At 42.9% G+C, this 20,626-nt stretch carries 13 protein-coding genes and 1 pseudogene; 4 read left to right on the forward strand and 10 right to left on the reverse strand.

Annotation, left to right across the window (positions count from 1 at the left end):
• Window positions 1-416: 416 nt before the first annotated feature.
• The 4 genes from ACYVAA_RS15050 to ACYVAA_RS15065 all read right to left on the reverse strand — a co-directional run bounded on the left by ACYVAA_RS15050 (window position 417) and on the right by ACYVAA_RS15065 (window position 8,551).
• Window positions 417-1,991, reverse strand: a complete 1,575-nt coding sequence (locus ACYVAA_RS15050) for a RagB/SusD family nutrient uptake outer membrane protein (protein WP_460543167.1) — start codon at window positions 1,989-1,991, stop codon at window positions 417-419.
• 12 nt (window positions 1,992-2,003) lie between these two features.
• Window positions 2,004-5,273 carry a SusC/RagA family TonB-linked outer membrane protein gene (locus ACYVAA_RS15055; protein WP_460543169.1) on the reverse strand — a complete coding sequence of 1,090 codons (3,270 nt, stop codon included), beginning with the start codon at window positions 5,271-5,273 and terminating at the stop codon, window positions 2,004-2,006.
• 645 nt (window positions 5,274-5,918) lie between these two features.
• Window positions 5,919-6,824 (reverse strand): ATP-binding protein, encoded by a 906-nt coding sequence (locus ACYVAA_RS15060; RefSeq protein ID WP_460543171.1) that lies wholly within the window; start codon window positions 6,822-6,824, stop codon window positions 5,919-5,921.
• Window positions 6,825-6,964: 140 nt separating this feature from the next.
• On the reverse strand, window positions 6,965-8,551 hold the full coding sequence (locus ACYVAA_RS15065; protein WP_460543173.1) for a M1 family metallopeptidase: 1,587 nt from the start codon (window positions 8,549-8,551) through the stop codon (window positions 6,965-6,967).
• Between the two features lie 301 nt (window positions 8,552-8,852).
• Here ACYVAA_RS15065 and ACYVAA_RS15070 point away from each other — a divergent pair, with 301 nt between their 5' ends.
• Genes ACYVAA_RS15070 through ACYVAA_RS15080 form a run of 3 tightly spaced genes read left to right on the forward strand, consistent with a single transcriptional unit; the run spans window position 8,853 to window position 12,691 of the window.
• Window positions 8,853-10,229, forward strand: coding sequence for a porin (locus ACYVAA_RS15070; RefSeq protein ID WP_460543176.1), 1,377 nt, complete (start codon window positions 8,853-8,855; stop codon window positions 10,227-10,229).
• Window positions 10,230-10,241: 12 nt separating this feature from the next.
• Window positions 10,242-11,831, forward strand: a complete 1,590-nt coding sequence (locus tag ACYVAA_RS15075) for a BCCT family transporter (RefSeq protein ID WP_460543178.1) — start codon at window positions 10,242-10,244, stop codon at window positions 11,829-11,831.
• Window positions 11,828-12,691: a universal stress protein gene (locus ACYVAA_RS15080; RefSeq protein ID WP_460543180.1), complete on the forward strand. Its 864-nt coding sequence runs from the start codon at window positions 11,828-11,830 to the stop codon at window positions 12,689-12,691. Before ACYVAA_RS15075 ends, ACYVAA_RS15080 begins: the two co-directional genes overlap by 4 nt.
• A 111-nt stretch (window positions 12,692-12,802) precedes the next feature.
• Here ACYVAA_RS15080 and ACYVAA_RS15085 read toward each other — a convergent pair whose 3' ends face one another.
• The 5 genes from ACYVAA_RS15085 to ACYVAA_RS15105 form a co-directional block, all read right to left on the reverse strand.
• Window positions 12,803-13,246: a UPF0158 family protein gene (locus ACYVAA_RS15085; RefSeq protein ID WP_460543182.1), complete on the reverse strand. Its 444-nt coding sequence runs from the start codon at window positions 13,244-13,246 to the stop codon at window positions 12,803-12,805.
• An 898-nt stretch (window positions 13,247-14,144) separates the two neighbouring features.
• Window positions 14,145-14,450, reverse strand: coding sequence for a hypothetical protein (locus ACYVAA_RS15090; RefSeq protein WP_460543184.1), 306 nt, complete (start codon window positions 14,448-14,450; stop codon window positions 14,145-14,147).
• 62 nt (window positions 14,451-14,512) lie between these two features.
• Window positions 14,513-15,904 carry a DUF1593 domain-containing protein gene (locus ACYVAA_RS15095; RefSeq protein WP_460543186.1) on the reverse strand — a complete coding sequence of 464 codons (1,392 nt, stop codon included), beginning with the start codon at window positions 15,902-15,904 and terminating at the stop codon, window positions 14,513-14,515.
• A gap of 77 nt (window positions 15,905-15,981) precedes the next feature.
• The gene (locus ACYVAA_RS15100; protein WP_460543188.1) at window positions 15,982-17,370 is read right to left on the reverse strand and encodes a pectate lyase family protein; all 1,389 of its coding nucleotides are present in this window, start codon (window positions 17,368-17,370) and stop codon (window positions 15,982-15,984) included.
• Window positions 17,371-17,414: 44 nt separating this feature from the next.
• Window positions 17,415-18,710, reverse strand: a complete 1,296-nt coding sequence (locus ACYVAA_RS15105; RefSeq protein ID WP_460543190.1) for a nucleoside hydrolase-like domain-containing protein — start codon at window positions 18,708-18,710, stop codon at window positions 17,415-17,417.
• A 121-nt stretch (window positions 18,711-18,831) separates the two neighbouring features.
• Here ACYVAA_RS15105 and ACYVAA_RS15110 point away from each other — a divergent pair, with 121 nt between their 5' ends.
• Window positions 18,832-19,674: a helix-turn-helix domain-containing protein gene (locus tag ACYVAA_RS15110; RefSeq protein WP_460543192.1), complete on the forward strand. Its 843-nt coding sequence runs from the start codon at window positions 18,832-18,834 to the stop codon at window positions 19,672-19,674.
• 774 nt (window positions 19,675-20,448) lie between these two features.
• Here the strand turns inward: ACYVAA_RS15110 and ACYVAA_RS15115 are convergent.
• A pseudogene (locus tag ACYVAA_RS15115) lies at window positions 20,449-20,626 on the reverse strand (DUF4172 domain-containing protein); the annotation flags it as partial.

The raw sequence follows: 20,626 nt of genomic DNA on the forward strand, positions 1-20,626 counted from the left end.
GTATTAAACCTGCAAAAATACGTGTTATAAAAGGCAATTTTTTGCCCATATCTGAAGTAAAATTCAGCACATAAAAACCTTAAAGTACAATTTGTAATATTTATTATTCAAAAATAGACGATCAATATGTTTCCTTAACAATAACGGTTATTTAATTTTTTTACGAATCCATCAAATTCCCTTTTGATTTATTAACAAAACCAAAAAATAAGAACACTTATTTGCTTTACCTCCAACATTTTTGGACCACGTAACGCGCAACAGAGTATATAATACCAAGTCCACTGCTTTTCAGCACCCCAAAAAATCCATCACCGCTACTATCAGGAACAAGCAAAAACGCTACCAATCAAAAAAGCCACCCCTATACTGGAGTGGCTTTAAGCCGTTCTTAATTTATCCAATCACATCATCCGCTAATCCACATCCCACCAAAGTTTGGAATTCAAGACATCACCATTTTCCAAGCCACTTACAGCCTGACTCCTATTAGCTCCATTCAACGTCCTCTCGAAATCAGGGTATTGTAACCTAAAAGGGATATCCGTAAGCCCTTCAACGAGGGAGGTGAATGTATAATCGATCGTAGTACCTGCCACGGGTGTAACACTGAATTCTGTACCGGGCATGATCAAGGTATGGGGATAACCTGTACGCCTATATTCCTGCCATGCCGTATGCGCATCCATATAGAGGGCGATATACTTCTGGGTCAGCACAGTCTCTTCATTTGCCGCAGGCAGGGCCGCAATATAGGCATCAATTTCCGCAGCGGGGACACCCCACCTTTGCATGGATGCCCTCACTCCATTTTCGTAATGGGTCTGATCCCAGCCATTTAGCTCACTGAGGATAAATGACACCTCCGCAAACTCCATAAGCGACTGCGTGTAATCCGGCAAATTAACAATACTGCTACCCGGAAGGCTCTCCCAAGTAAACACTTGCGCTTCCGCGGAACTTTCATTCACGGGCATGCCCACAAAGTTACCGTCACTGTTCCTCTGTGCATACACACTCAACCGAGGATCCATTATCCCATTAAAAGGATTACTGGTAATATCTGCCCCGGCGTGATCAACCAGATTATTCCCTAACAGCAGTTGGCAGAAAGGGTGCGAAATGGCAAAATCCTTTCTATTGTTCACATTAAAGGCCCGATAAAACGGAGACGCGTTAACATCAGCAGACTCATAGAGAAATCCTGCATTATCATCGTTAGAAGTAAATACCCCTTTGGTAAGCGCGTCAGAAATATGGGAATCCCCTAAGGACGCATTGACCTCCCTCACTTTTAGGGCCACCCTTAAACGCAGGGAATTCGCAAACTTCTTCCAGAGCTCCATTTGATTGGCCTCTCCTCCATAAATATTATCTGCCACTACTCCAAGGGCGTCCACATCAATCATGGCTTCCGCTTCTTCCAATTCATTCAGAATATCCTCGTAAATTTTGTCTTGGGAAGCATAAACCGGGGAAAGGATTTCCTCTTCGGCATCAGCCACCTTCAAGGCCTGGAAATCAGGATCATCAGAACCGAAGGAATAATAAGGGATATCCCCCCAAGTATCGGCCATGATATTAAAGGTCCAGGCCATCAATATCCTGGCCACCGCTATCTGGTTTTCATTTGCCCCATATTGGCTGTTTTCCACCCTTTTCGCTTCATTGGAATTAAAATAGATGACCTTCCTGATATTCTCCAGATTCCTGTAGAAATCCTCCCAGGTCTCCCTTTGGGACTCCCTGTACACATACCTGTCCTCATCAGCATACTCGGATTGGGTCCAATATTGCATGGTCACCAAAGTAAACCGCCCCTGAAACCATTCATCATAGAAGTCATCCATCATCTTTTTGGTCGCATCATTCAACAGGCCTGAGGTAGGCGGATTGTTTACCTCATTTGGATTTTCGTTATAATCAAGATCACAGGAAACCATTGCCATGATCAATCCAAGTGCGATTATTTTTATTTTAATGCTTTTCATATCAATAAGCGTTTAGAGTCCAAGATCAACTTTGAATCCGAAAGTCCTTGAGGTCGGCATAAATGCCCCTTCAATCCCCTGGACATTTCCGGAACCATTTACGGCGATTTCCGGATCCAGCCCTTCATAATCCAAGCCAAAAGTCCAAAGGTTTCTGCCATAAGCTGACACACGCAAACTTCTGATAAAGTCATTATTTCTCATGTTGAAGGTATACCCAAGCGCCAATTCCCTGAGCTTGATATAATCCGCGTCAAACACACTTTGGGCACTAGGCATTCCAAAGCCATGATAATGCCTTGCCGCCCAACCTTGCCCTGAGACATAAGTTTCATTGGGTGCGGTATTGGACACGGTATAGGTTCCGTCTTCATTGAACTCCACATCACCGGTCACTCCATCCAGCCTGATACCTCCCCCTTCAGAAACAGGAGAACGTATTTCATTGCCCATGTCATTTACTGCCGCCGTAGGTCCCCAAAGCCCTGCATAATGCCCCCACATATGGGACACAGAATAAAACTTACCGCCTTTCTGAATGTCAAACAGCATGCTCAGGTCAAAACCTGCATAAGTAAGGTAATTTCGGATTCCCATATTATAATCCGGCATCACAGAACCCAAAGGCACCAAATTGGGCGTCCTCGCCCAATAACCATTGGCCTGAACCACTCGGTTACCCTGACTGTCATAGAGGTAATCATAGCCCCATAACTGACCGTAACGCTCGCCTATGGAAGCCCTTAGCGTAACCCCATCAAATGGTGCGCTACCAATATCCATCGCCTCAATACCCTCAAGGATATCCACCACTTCGTTATTGATCCTGGTATAATTCACCGTGATATCCCAGCCAAATTTACTGGTCCTGATAGGCGTACCTCTCAGTGTTACCTCAATACCCTTGTTCACAATCTCACCGGCATTGATAAATTTGGCCTCATACCCAGAGGACCTGGACAACTCCAGCGGGATAATCTGATCCGTTGTTACATTTTTAAAATAGGTAACATCAAAGCCTGCGCGGTTATTGAAGATATTGGCTTCCAAGCCCACTTCCCAAGTATCGGTATTTTCCGGCTTCAGCCCACTGTTCAACAGTTCCTCAGGGGCATACACTCTCGGCAGCCCTTGAAAAGTACCGTCCTCATTGAACTTATAGGTGGTCAACACCCGATATGGGTCAGTGTCCTTAGATACCCTGGCAGCACCCATCCGCACCTTACCATAGCTCAGCCATGGTATATCCAAAGGCTCTGAGAATAAGAAGCTGACCGATGCTGAAGGATAAAAGTAGGAATTGTTGTTTTCTGGAAGCGTAGTGGACCAGTCATTCCGAGCGGTAAGGTCCAAATAAAGCATGTCCTTAAATCCCAAACTTGCCGTGGCGAATAAACTGTTTATTCCTTTTCTCGTCGTCTCATCATTTACAAGTACTGCACCGGCTGAGTTGAGCAGACTGTAAAGCTTAGGAACCACAAGCCCTCCTGAGGACTCGCCTCTATTGAGATTTAACTTCTGCCTCATTTGGTTCCCCCCGACCAGCGCACTTAAGTGCAGGAATTCCGAAAGCTGTTTATCATAACCCAAGGTAAGCTCATAATTGTATTCATAGTTATTCCTAACCGCCTCATAATAATAGGACTGGGCCTGAGAGCCTACCGCTACGCGTTCCCTGCTATAGAATGAGAAAACATCCCCACTGATTCGACCGCCTAAGTTAAGACCATCTATAATCTCATACTTCAAGCCTATATTCCCGTAGATACGGTCTCGCTCATCATCATTATAATTCTCATATGCTGCCCAATGGTGGTTATCGGAATAGTGCGGTGTGGGATCATCCCAAGCATTCCTGTTCCAGGACCGCTGGGTACCATCATTGTTCAGGTATTTTTTAGAGCGCTCATAATCTATCTGTCGCTGAGTCCACTGGAATAATATCTGGCCTAGCGGACTGCCGTAGGCTTGGTCAGATGCGGGATAGCCCAATAAAGGCCTGCCCACTGTCTTGGTCCTTATAAAATTCAAGGAGGAAGTTGCAGTAAGCTTATCCATCACTTTTGTATTTCCATTTAAGGAGAAACTGTTCTTGGTAAGCTCTGAACCTGGGAGAGTTCCCGTTGATTTGGTATTGGTATACCCGAACCTCACTCCCGAGTTGGCAGTAGTACTTGAAATGGACACTGAGTTCACATAAGAAACTCCCGTTTCAAAAAATTGCCTAACATCATTTTCAGGGGCTACCCAAGGCCTGGGGTTCAGGTAATCCTCAGGGTAATCTTCACTAAAAGCATCCCAATGTAATACTGAAATAGTTGGATCATACCGTGGTCCCCAGCTTTCATCAATACCATACTGGACCACTTTATAATCTGTCCCGTTGATATTGGCAATGGCAAACCCATCTACACCACCGTCTTCATCGCTTATGATGGCACCGCCACCATACTTCCTCTGAAGGTCCGGCATCAGGTAGACACTCTCAAAGTTCACCGATGAACTTAGGTTAACGGCAAAGGACTCTTTGCCTGGAGCGCCTTTCTTAGTCGTGATAACGATCACACCATTGGCCGCTCTCGAACCGTACAAAGCTGCCGCTGTACCTTTAAGCACGGAAATACTCTCAATGTCGTTGGGGTTAATATCATTGAGCATGTTTCCGTAATCGTAGCCGCCGCTACCTTCCTGCACCTCCTCACTGTTGAAATTGGAGTTACTGACCGGCAAACCATCGATGACGATAAGGGGCTGGTTTTCTCCAAAAAATGAACTGGCTCCCCGTATGGTGATCCGCTTGGACCCTCCGATATTGGTACTGGAATTTAGCTGAACACCGGACACCCGTCCCGCCAAGGAACTCAGTGCATCCGTCTGCTGCACTTTATTCAGTTCTTCCGACTTAACCTCCTGTACAGAATACCCTAGAGAAGCTTTTTCCCGGGTAATACCCATAGCTGTCACGACCACTTCTGTCAACTCCTTCGCATCCGTAGCCATACTGACATCTATTACCGTCCGACCTCCTATGGCCACTTCTTGGGTGGTCATCCCTATAAATGAAAAGATCAGCACTTCACCTCCAGATGGTACTCCCAAGGAATACATACCATCCAAGTCTGTAACGGCACCTGTAGAGGTACCCTTCACCAGAACGCTTACACCAGGGATCGGTTCTCCGCTATCAGCTGAAGTAACCGTCCCTTTTACTGATACAGTCTGGGCAAAGGAAAATTGCCAGATCATGCACAGCAAGAGGGCTAGTTGTACACTTTTTTTCATATGCGGTTGATTTGATTTTGGCCTAAAGTGTAAATCAGCCTGCCAAAAAATATGTTAGTTTTTCAGCATTTCGACAACACCTTAAAAACCCGTTCAACTTATTGACTTTCAGCAATTTAAAAATTTTAAGCAAATATCAAAAAGAAATTATCCTTTTTCAACAATATTTTGAACATTACAAACAATAGTTTAAGAAAGCAAAACAACTATTTTCAAAATAAAAAGCTAAGAATAATGTATTTAGCATTTTTTTAACCTAAATAGAGAAGTATTTCCATTAAAAATACTTTTCAAAAACAAAATCAAAACCTAATCATTGACTATTTTTCAAAAAATTTATTCATCATAAAAAAGCACAAAACTAAAATATCGAAACAATATTTCGAATTTAAAAAAAAATAAAACCATATTGCCCCACCACAGAATTCGATAAATCCAGCCTCCATGCTCACCAACACAAACCACCATAAATGAAAGTTTTTCTTCTCAAAAGAAAACATAATTGACCTTTCATGATTTCGCCTCCTCCTACCTACCCTCCTTTGCACAAAAAGATAAATACAAAAAAATACCCTCTTAATCCAAAAACAAGGGGTCAAGCAAAGATAGCCCAACCCCAAATAAAAAGATTCAACGAATACCTGGTCAAAACTCCAACTTATACGCCACCACTTTATTCTTTTTGAAGGTCGGCACCAACACGAGCTGCTCCTCATCCAAATATCCAATATCGGCCGTATTTGATCCCGCATCTTTCGTATCCAACAGCTTCACCTCTCCTCCTTCATGAACCATCCATATTTCACCTATCCATCTACTTGCCAAATACTCCCCATCACCAAGAATAATGAGCCCGTCCCCTCCGGTAACCACATTATTGACAATTTCAGCCTCTCCTTCTGTTGAATACATTTTCAAACCCTCACCATCAAGACCATACAGCACGCCCTCTCCGGAAACCCTCACACCGTTAATTCCTTCCTGCCCTTCGGCAAGGGTATGGATTTCTCCACCCTCAAGAAAATGGATTTTACCGGTAGCCATATCTGAAAAATACACCTTACCATTGTACACATCTACATCATTTAAAAAACCGGCCCCTTCCACCGGGTAGGTTTTTGACACCGAAGCAGAAGCCACATCCACCTCCACAAGCTGATCGATATCGGTCACAAATAATTTACCCTCTATTAAACCCATGCCCTTTGGAGCATCAAGCCCTTTCAACCATTCCTTTTCGACAATCTGACCGTCTTTGGAGATAATGGAAATAAAACCATTCCCATCCTTTCCTTTGGGATCCCCGTCGATATTGGACACATAGATGGTACCGGTGGCCTCATCCACCAAAACAGACTCACAAGTGGTCAGCTCTTCGGTCGTCTCCCAAAGCTTGACCAAAGAGGGCCCCTGCTCCATTTCATCCTCCACGTCCAGTTGATCCATTTCCTCCATGGCCTGCTCCTCACCCCCTGACTTCTTGGGCCCACATTGCCAAAAAAGCAAAGGCGCTGCCACTAGCAAAGCAATAATTTTGTTTGTTGTTTTCATAAGTTTATGTGTTTGGTTTATGGTAATGTTGAAATTCTAACTTTATAAAATTCCTCCGGCAGGATATTACTTTTAAGTCCATTCATTTAATCGACACAGCCCTACCAAAGTCAGCCCGCCATCCTGAGCGGAGCTGCAGCCTATTTTTCCAATAAATACCAACCGTTGGGATCTACCACAATCATGTCATCACTCTTGAGCCTTACTGGTGTTTTTGAAACCTGAACCAGCTCCAATCCCTCAGAAGTCTGGATCTCTATCGGCAAACTCAAGTTAGCCTTTCTGAAAAACACCTCATATTTTTTTCGCCCTTTACTTTTTATCTTCACTTCAGGCACATCGGCACTGTACAGATACACTTCAAAAAATGACGATAGCTCCCTCTCTGTATAATCCTCCACAAAAGCTATAAAATCACCTGTCCTCACCCGGTTATTGTAGCTGAAAGCCTCATTGCCCACAAAGTCCTTCAGCATCGGGAAGAATACATCGTCTCCCAACAAAAAACGCAGCGAATGCAGCACAATCGCCCCTTTGGTATAGATGTCAGGATGATAGGCTTCCGCAGCACTGGCATTCTCCTCCAACACCAATGGCTTTTCATTCTTCACATTTCGGGCCAGCTGCCTTACCCTTTCCTGGTACGCCTCTTCCCCGCCATGTTCTAAATAATAAAGTAAATCACCGTAGGAACAAAAGCCCTCATGCATCCAAAAATCAGCCCAGTCCTTTACCGAAAGCTTATTCCCCCACCATTCATGCCCCAGCTCATGGTAGAGCAACCAATCAAACGGCTTCCCTCCCACTTCCTGAAACTGGAAATTATTCCCATAAGCATTAATGGTCTGATGCTCCATGCCCAGATAGGGGGTTTCTACCACCGCAATTTTATCATCCCCAAACGGGAAAGCTCCGAAAAACTTTTCCTGGGTCCTCACGCTAGTCTCCAGCACATCCATCAAACTGCTGGCCTTTACCCTGTTCTCTTCCAGTACATAGACTTTCATCGGAACCTCCTGCCCACTCACTGAAGTAAAACTTTGCCCCTTCTCATAAAGCCTGCCCATGGTAAAATTGATATTATAATTATTGACAGGATAGGCCGTCGCCCAATGGAAATAATTATACCCTAGTCCTGAGGCCTGATTGAGCAAGCGGCCATTGGCTGCCACAAAATAAGGAAAAGGGGCCTTAATGTAAAGGTCCACTCCGTTGGTGGCCTCGCTGGCAGGATGGTCCAGGCAAGGCATAAAAATCTTAGCCCCTTCATGCTGACAGGAAAGCCCCACCCAGTGGTTTCCATTCCCGTCTTCCTCCCAAGTAAATCCCCCTGACCAAGGGGGATTTTCCGCTACCGGTGGTTTTCCCCTGTAATACACCTTGACCCTTTTGGCGGCCCCCGTCAAGTAGATATCCAATAAATCATCGTGATGGCTGAATGCCACCTCCTCCCCTTCTGCCTCTACCTTCCATACCCGGTAGTTCATGATCAGGTCCAGACGAAGAGTATCCAATTCCCCTATGGGCTCAAAAAGCATCTCCATGCTCGCATTGATTCCCTTGATGGCGGGCAAAATCTCTACCTCCAGTGAATAATGCCTTACTTCGAATTTTTTCTGCAAGGGATCCATTTCACCTCCCCAGGTCCAATGCGGATCCCCTTGCGCCATCACCTGACCTGACACGGCCCCAACCAAAAACAATGCCCATAAAAATCTTCTCATCATTACTTATTCCAATTTTATAAAATCACTATGATGTTAAACAAACTTAGAAAACAACTGTTTTAATTTCACCTTAAAACTCAAAAACTAATCGTAAAAACACCCTAAATACCCTTGATCTTCAAAAAAAAGAAAAGCTATTCCTCGCATCGTTTTACAAAATCAACACCCCCCAACTTAAAACCCTTCGTGCCTTAAAGTGTTTTTTAATTACCCTCCAAATTCACTAATTTAAGATTTAGAGAGAGCGCTATCAATAACCCAAACCGATTCCTTGACAAATAAACCATTGCCATAACCCATCATGTCCATCCAACCACAAAAAATAAGATCCCTCTGCAGGCTGGCATTTCTGTGTATTGGCTTCTCTTTATTATCCATCAATTTGTGCTTCTCCGCTCCTTTATCCCTAAAGGACAGCAGTAGCAACAGCCCTGTCCTCAAGCACATTTTCATAAAAGATTACGGAAAAAGCAAGTCCTCTCTGGAAACCGGCAATTGGGCCCTTAGAGAAACCAAGAAGGACACCTCCTGGCTAAAAGTGGGAGGAGCCTTGAGGCTCAACGCCCTCTACGCTTTTTATGAAGGCCAGACCTTTCCATTAGGTACATTTTCTAGGAACGAATGGACTTGGGACACTTGGAGGATCAATGTTGACTCGTACAGTGAGGGACTGCAGCTTTCCTTTGAGTACCGGTTTTATCCCACCTTTAATGCCCATTTCGTCAAATACGGATGGATAGGCTACAGGTTCAATGAGCAATGGAACCTTCAAATGGGGATCACACAAGTCCCGTTTGGTTTGCTTACCTACGCATCCCATAGCTGGTGGTTCCAGGCCCCTTACTACCTGGGACTGGAAGACGACCACCAGATGGGCTTTAACCTGACCCATACGTTTGATGAGTGGACGTTCAACTTTGCCTACTTCCCACTGTCGGAGCCCCGTGGCACCAGCGACCCTGCCTTTGGCCCCTACTCCAGCGCAAGGTATTCCTATGACGTGGTAGCCGTGGAAGGCAATGCCAACATTGAAAGAAACCAGCTCAACTTCCGAACATCCAAAAAACTGGGCACTACAGAAGTTGGGATTTCGCTCCAATGGCTGGAGATCTTTAACCAAAGCACCCAAAACAAGGGCCAACAGCAGGCTGCTGCCATTCATGCTGAATGGGAACAAGGCCGCTGGAACCTTAAATCAGAAATCCTTTATTATAACTACCACAAGGTAAGAGACGACTCGAGCGTATTGCTCAATAGCGTTCAAATGGGCGGATATGGATTCGGCACCTATGATGTCGCCTCAGAAGCTGTCCTGTACCTTGTTGGATTGGCCTATGACATCCCTGTACAATGGGGCCCGATATCAAACATTCAAATCTACAATGACTATAGCTATATGCACAAACCTGGAAAAATCTCCTTGGGCAACCAGCTGCATTCCTTTCAAAAATCTCAACAAAACGTCCTGGGCGCTTTAATCAGTGCAGGAAAAATATACACCTACGTGGATATTGCCTCGGGCTACAACCATCCCTGGATCAGTGATTCCTTCGGAGGAAGCGCCATGGGTGCCGGCAGGGGAGCCCAATACGACCAGCCGGTATCGGCCACAAACCCAATCGATCAAAACCCTGAATGGAACACAAGGGTTAACATTAACCTGGGGTATTATTTCTAAAAACTAAACAACATGTTAAAAAAATATTTCGACGTTCATGCACCCGTATTTTGGCCAGCCACGATCCTGATCATAGCATTCATCACGATTACTTTGATCATCGGGGCACCGATGGAAAAGGTTTTTGAAGACATCCAGCTCTTTATCACAGACAAAACAGGCTGGCTATTCATCATCTCCATCAATGTTTTTATCGTTTTCTGCTTTTTTCTGGGCTTCAGTAAATATGGCAACATCAAATTGGGAGGAAAAAATGCTGAGACCGAATTCTCCACCCCAGCCTGGTTTGCCATGCTCTTCAGTGCCGGCATGGGCATAGGCCTGCTGTTTTGGGGTGTGGCCGAGCCGGTTTCCCATTATGCAAAACCTCCCTATGGAGAACCTTACAGCATTGCCTCTGCAGAAAGGGCCATGAACCTCACCTTTCTGCACTGGGGCTTCCACGCTTGGGCAATATACGCCATCGTTGCCCTTTCCCTGGCCTTCTTTACCTATAATAAAAAGCTGCCTTTGACCATCAGATCGGTTTTCTATCCCATCTTGGGAGACAGAATCCATAGTTGGATCGGGGATGTCATCGATGTCATGGCTGTCCTCGCTACACTTTTTGGACTGGCCACCTCCCTGGGCCTGGGCGTAAAGCAAATCAACGGGGGGCTCTCCTACCTATTTGACCTGCCCATCAACACCACGGTACAGGTATTGTTGATTTCCGGAATCACCATCATCGCCACCATCAGTGTATTTTCCGGAATTGACAAAGGGGTAAAATTCCTAAGTGAATGGAACATCCGCATCGCCGGGATATTGCTCATCTTTGTCCTTCTGGTCGGCCCCTCCCTCTTTATTTTCCGTTCCCTGATTCAAAACCTGGGCAATTATATCAACGAAATCATTCAGGTATCCTCTTGGACAGAAGCCTACCGGGACAACGGCTGGCAGGGGGACTGGACGATTTTCTACTGGGCCTGGTGGGTATCCTGGTCTCCTTTTGTGGGCATGTTCATCGCCCGTGTCTCCAAAGGCCGAACCATCAGGGAATTCATTTTCGGCGTACTATTGATCCCGTCCCTATTGACCTTTTTGTGGCTGACAGCCATGGGCGGGAGCGCCATCTACCTGGACATGCAGCAAGAAGGGCATGGCCTTGCCAACGACATCATCGCCAATGAAGCCACCGCCTTATTTGTATTCATGAATGAATTTCCGCTCCAGAGCATCGGATCCATGGTGGGAGTATTATTGGTGGTCAGCTTTTTTGTCACCTCATCTGACTCCGGCTCACTGGTAATTGACAGTATCACCGCGGGGGGCAAGCTGGACGCCCCGGTCGGCCAACGTATTTTTTGGGCCCTGGCAGAAGGGACCGTTGCAGCCGTTTTATTGATCGGAGGGGGGCTATCCGCTTTACAAACCGCCGCCATTACCACAGGACTACCCTTTCTGGTCATCCTCATCATCATGGCTTTCAGCCTTTACAAAGGCCTGCAAAAAGAATATGCCAGAAGCGAAACCTTAAAAAAGGAGCAGGACAAAGAATCCTACGAAAGAATCCTCAACCAAGTGGTGCAAAAAAACCTCAAAAAAAAGAATGAGCCATGAAATCATTTAAAAACATTGCCCTTTGCGCAGATCTTACCGAAATGGACGACCTCCTTTTCAACTATATTAAACAACTGGACAAAAGCTTTGATTTTGAAAACCTAACGGTAGTTCACCTTATTGAAATCGAGGAAATCCCTGAAGAGCTCAACCATCTCATCCCTGACCTGGGCAAATCCATCGAAGAAGTGATCGAATCCGAGCTGAGAGAGATGGCAGGCAGATATTTCGGAGAGGAAAACCAAAATATAAAGTTCCATGTGCAGCCGGGAGGGGATGTGGAAGCCTTTTCTGACTATTTTGACAAGGAGCAGTTTGAGCTGATCATATTAGGAAAAAAGAACAGTTACCTGGGCTCGGGTATCTTGAGCGCCAAATTGGCCCGGCTCACCAATTGCAATATCCTGTTTGTCCCTGAAACGGCACAGGCATCTATCAACACCATTACCTTGGCCATAGATTTTAGCCACTACACAGACAAGATCATCCCCATAGCCAAAAGGCTGGCCCAGGCCACAGAAAGCAAACTGAGCCCCATCCATGTGCTGAAAATCGGCATCCAATATTTTCCGTACATCAAAAACTACCATAAGCTGAGTGAAGAACTGGAGGCCAATGCCCTGCACCGTTTCAAAAAACTGCAGCAAAAATACGGGCTAAAAGAAGCCATCACCCTCATCAAGGACAATGCCCATAACATCAGCAAGCTGATCTATAACCATGCCCTGAGGGACTCTTCCCACCTGATCATCGTGGGCAACAAAGGCAAAAAAGACAAAGGGGATTTACTTATTGGGAGTGTTACCGAGCAATTGATTGCCCATGACAAAAACCTCCCGGTCTTGATCGTCAAAAAATAAGCTTTGTAAAAAACTAAAGGCCAATTGAAATGTCACTTCGACCTACCTGGATCTACTTTTTCCAAAAAAGCAGCCTTGGATCAGTCGAAATGACATTTTGGTAACTTATGCTCACTCTTCTTCCTGAACATTATAACTATCGATCTGCTCCATTACCCAGTCATGGTATTTTTGCTTCCGGTAATCCTTCCACTTGTCTTTATAGGACTTTGATTCCTCGATCAAAAAGGTAAAGCGCTCCATGGCCTTACTTTTGGTAAGTGAATCGTACAGATCCTCCTGAAAAGATTTATTATCGACAAACTGCTCGGTGAACTGCTCCATAATGAGGGATTCCTGTGCGGGCTCCATCTTGATAAATTCCGCGAAATTCATCGGATCAGCATCGATCTCATCCAACAAATCCTCTTCTTCTACCGTCAGGTTTTCATTAAAATTCTCCTCTTCATCCGGAAGGTGATGGATCAGTTTCTTGTCTTCCTGGTAATAACACACCTTTCCTTTCAGCAAATAATTTGCGATGGTTTCAATTTCTTTTTTTGATAAGGTAAGCATTGCTTTGTTTATAAAACTAAAATTGGAAGAAAAATAAGGAACCTCGTTCTAAAATCAAATAACAGTTTTTTTTTTCGAGAAAAAAATTAATGCAGTCTACCTGTCACTCCTCTAAAATACTCATGCGAAAACTGAAAAAGGAAGCCTTATGGCTGGATGAGCGAACGTCAAGTTCAATCAAGGATGAATTGAAACCTACTGCTGTCTTTTGACTTTGTGGAGATAAAGAGAAATTGGTCAATACAGTTTCAACCTGTTCTCAGCTCACTTGCTTGCCCTGCCCTTTGCAGCGAAGGGAGCAAACCATTTTAGACAATAGCACCATAAAATTTTAAACTCAAAAAAAAAGGATACCGTTTCCAGTATCCTTTGTAGTAGCGGGAACAGGACTGTTTTAATTAACTGAATTACAGACAATTAAACGCAAAAGGGGACAATTGAGGGGACAGGTTCATTTTGCTTTTCCAATTTTAAATTGATTTGAATCGTATCATTTAAAAGCGGCTCTAATTACCAAACAAACCCGTTTTTCGATTCGAATTTTTGAATGATCTTTTTTCTTTTTGATGTAAAAAGCAGAAAATCGACCTATTTAAAGATTGACAAATTTCAGAAAACGAACCTTTAATTTAGAATTGAATTCATTTGCCTGATTTTGAATATCATTTCCACCTCGTAATATTCGTACGGTACTAGAGGTACGAGCCGTACGAGGGGTACGAATCCTGCTGCAAATGTTTTAAAGAGAATAAAAACACTTACTTTTTCTTGCTTGCTATCCAGTTCGTAAAGTTAGTCTACCTTGATGGACTATTAAACGACGCCATAATATGCACTTTATGAACCGAGAGGTTCACAGCTTGTCAAACATACTTACAGAATATAGCCCTGGTGAGGTTTAGGGGCGAGATTCCCCTTTGCCTACTCGATTATCAACTGGCACTCCTATCAATTCGTAATTAGTGCTTCTTCCTCCTGCTGCTTCTTTTTGCAAGATCCCTTTCTCAATAAGGTCGTTAATATCCCTAACTGCTGAATCTTTAGAGCACTTTGCAATCTTTGCCCATTTGGACGAGGTTAATTTCCCGTCAAATCCATCCATTAGCCTATTCAACAATTTTCTTTGTCGGTCATTTATTGGAGTATCTATGTGCTTCCGCCAAAAAGCAGCTTTGAACAAGACTTTTAAAAGTATTAAATCCATGAACCTTAAAGCGTTACAGAATTGCTTCCCTATTTTACACCGGAACTTTCAACATCAATTAATCACTTCACCTCAACGATGATTCTTTTGTAACTAGTTAATTTTGGTGAGCCATTATCAGTCACTTCGCAGATGATATGGGTGGTCTTGCCGGAGGAATCACTTGGAAGATCAATTATAATATGATTGGAGTCACTATTCTGGATCTTTATCTCACCTTTATAAGTACTTGCCTCAGGTATAATCCACCATTTGAAACTCAGCTCATCGCCTTCTGGATCGTAAGATCTGGATGCATCTAACTTTATAGTTTGGCGTTTCTTTGCCTTCACTCTTAGCAACTCTATGCCCTCCATTTTATTTATTACCACAATTGGGTTGCGGTTTCCTTTCCCTTCACTTGCCCAGTCCATTCTGGCAGCGAAATTGTTATAGATTGCAGGGTAGAAGTAGCTTTCGTATTTCCTGGATATTTCAGCTTCCGGTGCTTGAAAGTTAGTAAAAGCTTTTGTTTCCTGATCTTCACTAATTCCCTTTTCGAAATATCCTCCCCAACCTACTTGGGAAGGAACCATTGGGTTGTTCAAACCATTTGGCATCAGATGTAAAAAGGCAGGTGTATCACCTTCTACGCCGTATTTATATTTGGGATAGACTTTACCCAGATTTCCATGAGTCTGTATATCCACTTCATATTTTTCCCAATTACTTTTACCTGTTCCATTCTGATATTTCCAGGCAGATTCATCCCAGATAAAGAGTAAATCATCAGAAAACTCCCTTCTCATCCATTGGTGTGAGCTAATCGCAAAATCAGTTTTTTGATCTCTATCCTGATCGGTGATCGCATAGGTTGGGATTTTTTGAAGAAATGTCCTCAGTTCTGATTCTGATCTTGTTTGCTGCACTTTCCAGATAGCTTGGGCTAAGGTATTTCCTCCACCCCAAACGGTAATCCAAAGAGGGCGCTGATCCGACTCATCTGCAAGCTCGATGATCAATTCACTTCCTTCCGAATTGTTGTCCGCTCCAATAAATTGCTGACCTCGGTTTTTGCTGCCAAATACAGTAATGCTTCGTAAATAGTCCGGACTTGGCCAGTAACCTATGCTTTGATTTGATTCATCGGCAAGAAAGCCTTGTTGATTTGATCGCTTCATCAAGTTTGGAAGGTCCTTTTCATAAGCGTCTATTGCATCATGGATCAAGTCCATGAAATCATCTCGAGTTTTATCGAGACTCCAACCTGTAGTGAAAATCAAGCCCTCGATTTCATATAAATCTGCGTGGACCAGCAATCTGACTAAAGATTCACTATCATCGGTTTCCCAAGTGGAAACATCCGTCAATACAACAATTCTCGGCTTTGGTATAGCTTTCTTTTGATTTTGCTGGGCAAAAGCATAGCAGGAAATAATAGACCCAAAGAAAAGAGCGAGAATTGATTTTTTCATTAAACTAAAGGTATGACTCAACGAGCTAAGGCGCATTATAAATAATTTTGGGTTTGATTTATATGGTCCGGATTTTTTTACTTGATTGAATTCAAATAATCCTCCAACATGGTAAAACCTCCTTTAATAAGATTTCTATCAGCAGGATCTGAAGGATTAAGCCCATTTGCTATTTCCCATTGATCTGGCATCCCATCATGATCGGAGTCTTTAGGAGCCGGTAAACTCTTGAGTTCAGGCCATCCTCCTACATCGTTTTGGGAATCAATAATTCCTGATTTCTTTAAAGGATCGATCAAGGAGTGATCCTTTTTATAAGTTGCTCCTTCATACGTCGTAGATCCTCCTTTTGTCTCGTTGACTATCCTGATATCCACTTCATCTCGTTTTGGCAGGATAGCGCCGGCGTTTGCTAATACCAATTCAAAAGCTTCTTCGGCCTTTTGTTGGTTTATGGGCATGGCATCCCACGGTTCATTTAGCTTCACAAATTTTAAGTTTTCTTCCCCTCCTTGAGGCTGCACTCCGCCTTCCCAATTGTTGGCAGTCACTTTCTCATTGCCCATCATGACATTCTCAGCAATATACCATTTTCCAAAATCACTCGTAGTATCCCGCATATTAGGGTTGGCAAGTCTATGTCGAACTTCTCCCGTCTCGGTAGCGGGCCCTGGTTTATAGTAGTTTGCGACCATATTGATCGTCGAAAATGCAAACTTCGGATTATTTACCTGTTGGTTTTCTCCTCCATAAGTGCTGTTGTATCCCCAGTTATAGACCACATTATTTCTATAATCTGTAAAGCCAGACCCTGATGCCATTCTAGGGTTACGACTACCATGATGAGCGAAAAGATTATGGTGATAGCTACCGTAGTTGGATCCCCAAATTCCACCAAAACCATGAGCTCCTTTGATATGATTGGAATCATGCATGCTCTCCGAAATTATACTCCATTGTACAGTAATACTGTCGCAATGGTATATGGACATAGTTTCATCCACACTCCAGCTTGCAGAAATATGGTCTAAAATAATGTGTTTGGTATATCTACTTGAAACAGCATCTGTGTCCTCTCCGGATTCGTTACCGAGTCTTACTCTTATATACCGAATGATCACATGATCGGCATCGATCATCAGAGGAAATTTTTTGAGGCAAACCCCATCTCCAGGAGCTGTTTGACCAGCTATGGTGATATAGGGATTTTTGATTCGAAGTGGACTTTCCAATTCTATCGTGCCTGAAACTCTAAAGACGATTGTTCTGGGTCCATTAGCATCAACCGCAGCTCTCAAGCTGCCTTCACCGCTATCATTCAAATTTGTGACTTCATAGACCGCTCCTCCACGGCCACCTTTGGAAAATTTCCCATAGCCTTCTGCTGTGGGAAAGGCAATTTGTTGGGAAATAGCTGATGTGAACATAATCAGGTTCAAAATGGCTATAAATAAGATTCTTTGCATATTTTGGGAGTATTGTTATTTCTTTGAATTTTAATAGATTAAAATTATTTATCGAGCCATTTCCACCTTTCTGCCCAATCCATTAAAAACTCATTTCTATATTTTGAGATGGTCTTGGCGCCTTGCTGATCTTCGATAAAAAGAGTTTCATCTACTTTGTCACTATACCAATTTGCACCTACTTGGTAATCATCTGGTGAAGCATTTCCCGGCCAAGGAAAGCTGCTGGTGTAATTTCCTTCCAAACCGTCCAATTCAGAGATTACACTACTGGATTTATAATGCCCTTTTTCGGGTTTTTTAGACGAATATTTAATTCCATAAATACCATCACCCAAATAATATCCTGGCCAAGTCTGATTTTGAATCTCCATTTGGAACACAACTGAATCCTCGGGAACCTCAAGTTCAGGCCCTTCAAATCTCCACTCTATAGTTGCATAGGCTGCCACAGTATCTTCTAATGAACTTCCTCCTAGAAATACATTTCTTGAACTGCGATTGATCTTTCCAAAACTTCCACCCCAGCTTTTTCCGGTAGGTTCGTTTGGGTCACCGTTCATAAGATAAACCAGTGAAGGAGTGTCGCCCATTTTGATATTTCCATCATAATACTTGATAAAATCCTGGCCCATGGCTCCTCGACCATCAATGTAGTTTTTGTAAAAGGCATCTCCTTTTAGATCCTCTGGCGAATCCTCATCCATAAACCATCCTCTGTAGGTGGAATTTGCCTCTATCATCCAAAGGTCAGGATGATATTCAGCTATATAGGAATAGGCATTGATACTCCACTTTTTATTGGGGCCGCCTATCCAATACACTCTGATATTTTCTTTGATTTCGGGAGCATCATGAAGTGCCTGTGCAAGATCTTCAATCCCTCCCCAAACAAGTACCCATAGCGGTTGCTCACTTTCTTTTTTTGCACATTTTATAATCCATTCTGAACCTTCCGTAGGAGTAGTATAACCTCTAAAAGGTGCGGCATCTTTTCCCCCTTGCTTGGTAATGGATCTTAGGGATATTGGAGTTGGAAATTCTGGAGAATGTCTTTGGAGTTGAGTGTAATCTATTTCATATAGATCTATCATATTCTGAAAATCCTTGGTGCTGCCTTCTCCATAAGGTGATGAAATCAAGCCTTCGATCTGGAATTGATCTGCATACATCAATAGGTGAATCATCGATTGAAAATCATCGGGATCTGTTCCACCTATATCTGAGCTGATCAATACCCTTGGCCTAAGAACTTTTTTCTCATGCTCCCTGCAGCCAAATAAGGAAGCAAAAAACAGGATCACTATTAAACCTGATATACTTCGACTTTTCAATTTCATTCTTTGGGTTTACCTATTGACTCTTTGGTTGATATTTTAACCTAACTCATGAAATGTAAAATTATTCTCGTATTTACAGAAAAACTACCTACATTTCTGTATAAACCTATCAAAATCCTAGATGATAAATACTTTCGATGAAAGCCGAAATGAGTTTAAACCTTATGGATTGACTTGTGAGCTATGGTCTCCAAGCATAATGAGAAAGCCTGATAGGCACAATGAAATTGAAATAAACTATTTCCCGGAAATTGGCATTACTTATCTTATTCAAGGAAATAAAGTAGTTGTTCCACCTAAAAAACTGACTGTTTTTTGGGGGCTTATTCCCCATCAAATTATTGATTTCACTAATGATAAGCCATATTACGTCTGCACGGTACCATTCTCACTTTTTTTGGAATGGAAGCTTTCTGTTCCTTTTGTGGATAAGCTGCTGAAAGGTGACGTGCTATTTGAAGCTTCAAAGGAGCGTTCGAAGTACGATGAGTATCTTTTCAAAAACTGGCTGGCAGATATCAATGTAAATGAAGCTGCAGAAGTTGCGTTGCTCGAAATACATGCAAGATTGAGAAGAATGTCTACAGGCAATTTCTCCTCTGAAAAAAAGGAATACCCATCACTTCAATCCAATGAAATCAGTCAGGTTGAACGAATTGCTATTTTTATTGCTCAAAATTATTCGGATCCTATCAAAGTATCTTCAATTGGTCAGGCTGTGGGTTTGAATCCAGACCATGCTAATTCGATTTTCAAGAGGACATTTGGAAGTACGCTAAGCGAATACATCACCGAGGAAAGAATCTCTCATGCTCAGAGGAAGTTGGTAGCGACAGACAAAAGCATCACAGATATCGCGTTTGATTGTGGTTTCAATTCTATCAGTCGCTTTAATGCAGCTTTTCTGAAAATCAATGGGTGTACACCAAGAGAATTTAGGAAGAGGTATTTATTGAACAGATAACAATAAATCTTCCTATTAAAAAAAAAAAAGTAAGATGGGGACAAATAGATGAACAGGTTCAATTTGCTTTTACAATTTTAAATTGATTTGATACTCTTGATTTTGAACTTCTTCAATGTGGTTTTAAACTCCGCATAATCTTTTTTTGTATTTCTCTTTTTTAAACGATCTTTTTCCAAGTAACTCCTTAGTCTCCAAATCTGCTCTAGGCGGAAGAAGAGGTAGATTGTTATTAGCTTGATATTTATTGAAGCCGTTCATAACGAGAGTAACTTTTACACTTGAGTTTTTTTTCAGAGGTAAAAACACTGATTATTTACCCTTGTATTGACATGAAAGATAAGTTTTACTCTCGTTTTTGGTAACCACAACGCAGGCTTCAATACTTGCTTATGAATCTGGATGTTTTGGTAAAACACTGTCAGGTTTTTGATTGCTACAATGCTTCTCAAAGCTTATTGATCAATGGACGTTAAAAATATTGATAAGTTTTCAAAATGAAAACTTATCTTAGCCATTTTGTGTCACTTGTTTCAAGAGACATCAGCAATTGAATTGTGCACACAGTGTGTGCATTTTTCCGTCTTCTATTTTTCATACGGTACGAGGGGTACGGTTCCTGCAATGCTTTAAAGAAAATTTAAATGCTTGTTCATGCTTTTAACTCCATTCGTAAAGTTAGTCTACCTTGACGGACTATTAACCGACGGCATAATATGCGCCGAATGAACCAAAAGGTTCACAGCCTGTCAAATACACTTGCAGGAAATAGTCCTATGTGAGGTTTAGGGGTGGGTCCCCGTTGCCTACCCGATTACCAGCTGGCATTCCTATCAATTCGTAATTGGTGCTTCTTCCTCCTGCTGCTTCTTTTTGCAAGATCCCTTTCTCAATAAGGTCGTTAATATCCCTAACTGCTGAATCTTTAGAGCACTTTGCAATCTTTGCCCAT

This window comes from Echinicola sediminis (genome assembly GCF_054777495.1).

What these genes read in the sequence shown, in the direction of transcription:
- ACYVAA_RS15075 (WP_460543178.1), top strand. Translation starts at nt 10,242, where the DNA reads ATGTTAAAAAAATATTTCGACGTTCATGCACCCGTATTTTGGCCAGCC.
- ACYVAA_RS15090 (WP_460543184.1), bottom strand. Translation starts at nt 14,450, where the DNA reads ATGGATTTAATACTTTTAAAAGTCTTGTTCAAAGCTGCTTTTTGGCGG.
- ACYVAA_RS15070 (WP_460543176.1), top strand. Translation starts at nt 8,853, where the DNA reads ATGTCCATCCAACCACAAAAAATAAGATCCCTCTGCAGGCTGGCATTT.
- ACYVAA_RS15095 (WP_460543186.1), bottom strand. Translation starts at nt 15,904, where the DNA reads ATGAAAAAATCAATTCTCGCTCTTTTCTTTGGGTCTATTATTTCCTGC.
- ACYVAA_RS15050 (WP_460543167.1), bottom strand. Translation starts at nt 1,991, where the DNA reads ATGAAAAGCATTAAAATAAAAATAATCGCACTTGGATTGATCATGGCA.
- ACYVAA_RS15055 (WP_460543169.1), bottom strand. Translation starts at nt 5,273, where the DNA reads ATGAAAAAAAGTGTACAACTAGCCCTCTTGCTGTGCATGATCTGGCAA.
- ACYVAA_RS15060 (WP_460543171.1), bottom strand. Translation starts at nt 6,824, where the DNA reads ATGAAAACAACAAACAAAATTATTGCTTTGCTAGTGGCAGCGCCTTTG.
- ACYVAA_RS15065 (WP_460543173.1), bottom strand. Translation starts at nt 8,551, where the DNA reads ATGATGAGAAGATTTTTATGGGCATTGTTTTTGGTTGGGGCCGTGTCA.
- ACYVAA_RS15110 (WP_460543192.1), top strand. Translation starts at nt 18,832, where the DNA reads ATGATAAATACTTTCGATGAAAGCCGAAATGAGTTTAAACCTTATGGA.
- ACYVAA_RS15105 (WP_460543190.1), bottom strand. Translation starts at nt 18,710, where the DNA reads ATGAAATTGAAAAGTCGAAGTATATCAGGTTTAATAGTGATCCTGTTT.
- ACYVAA_RS15100 (WP_460543188.1), bottom strand. Translation starts at nt 17,370, where the DNA reads ATGCAAAGAATCTTATTTATAGCCATTTTGAACCTGATTATGTTCACA.
- ACYVAA_RS15085 (WP_460543182.1), bottom strand. Translation starts at nt 13,246, where the DNA reads ATGCTTACCTTATCAAAAAAAGAAATTGAAACCATCGCAAATTATTTG.
- ACYVAA_RS15080 (WP_460543180.1), top strand. Translation starts at nt 11,828, where the DNA reads ATGAAATCATTTAAAAACATTGCCCTTTGCGCAGATCTTACCGAAATG.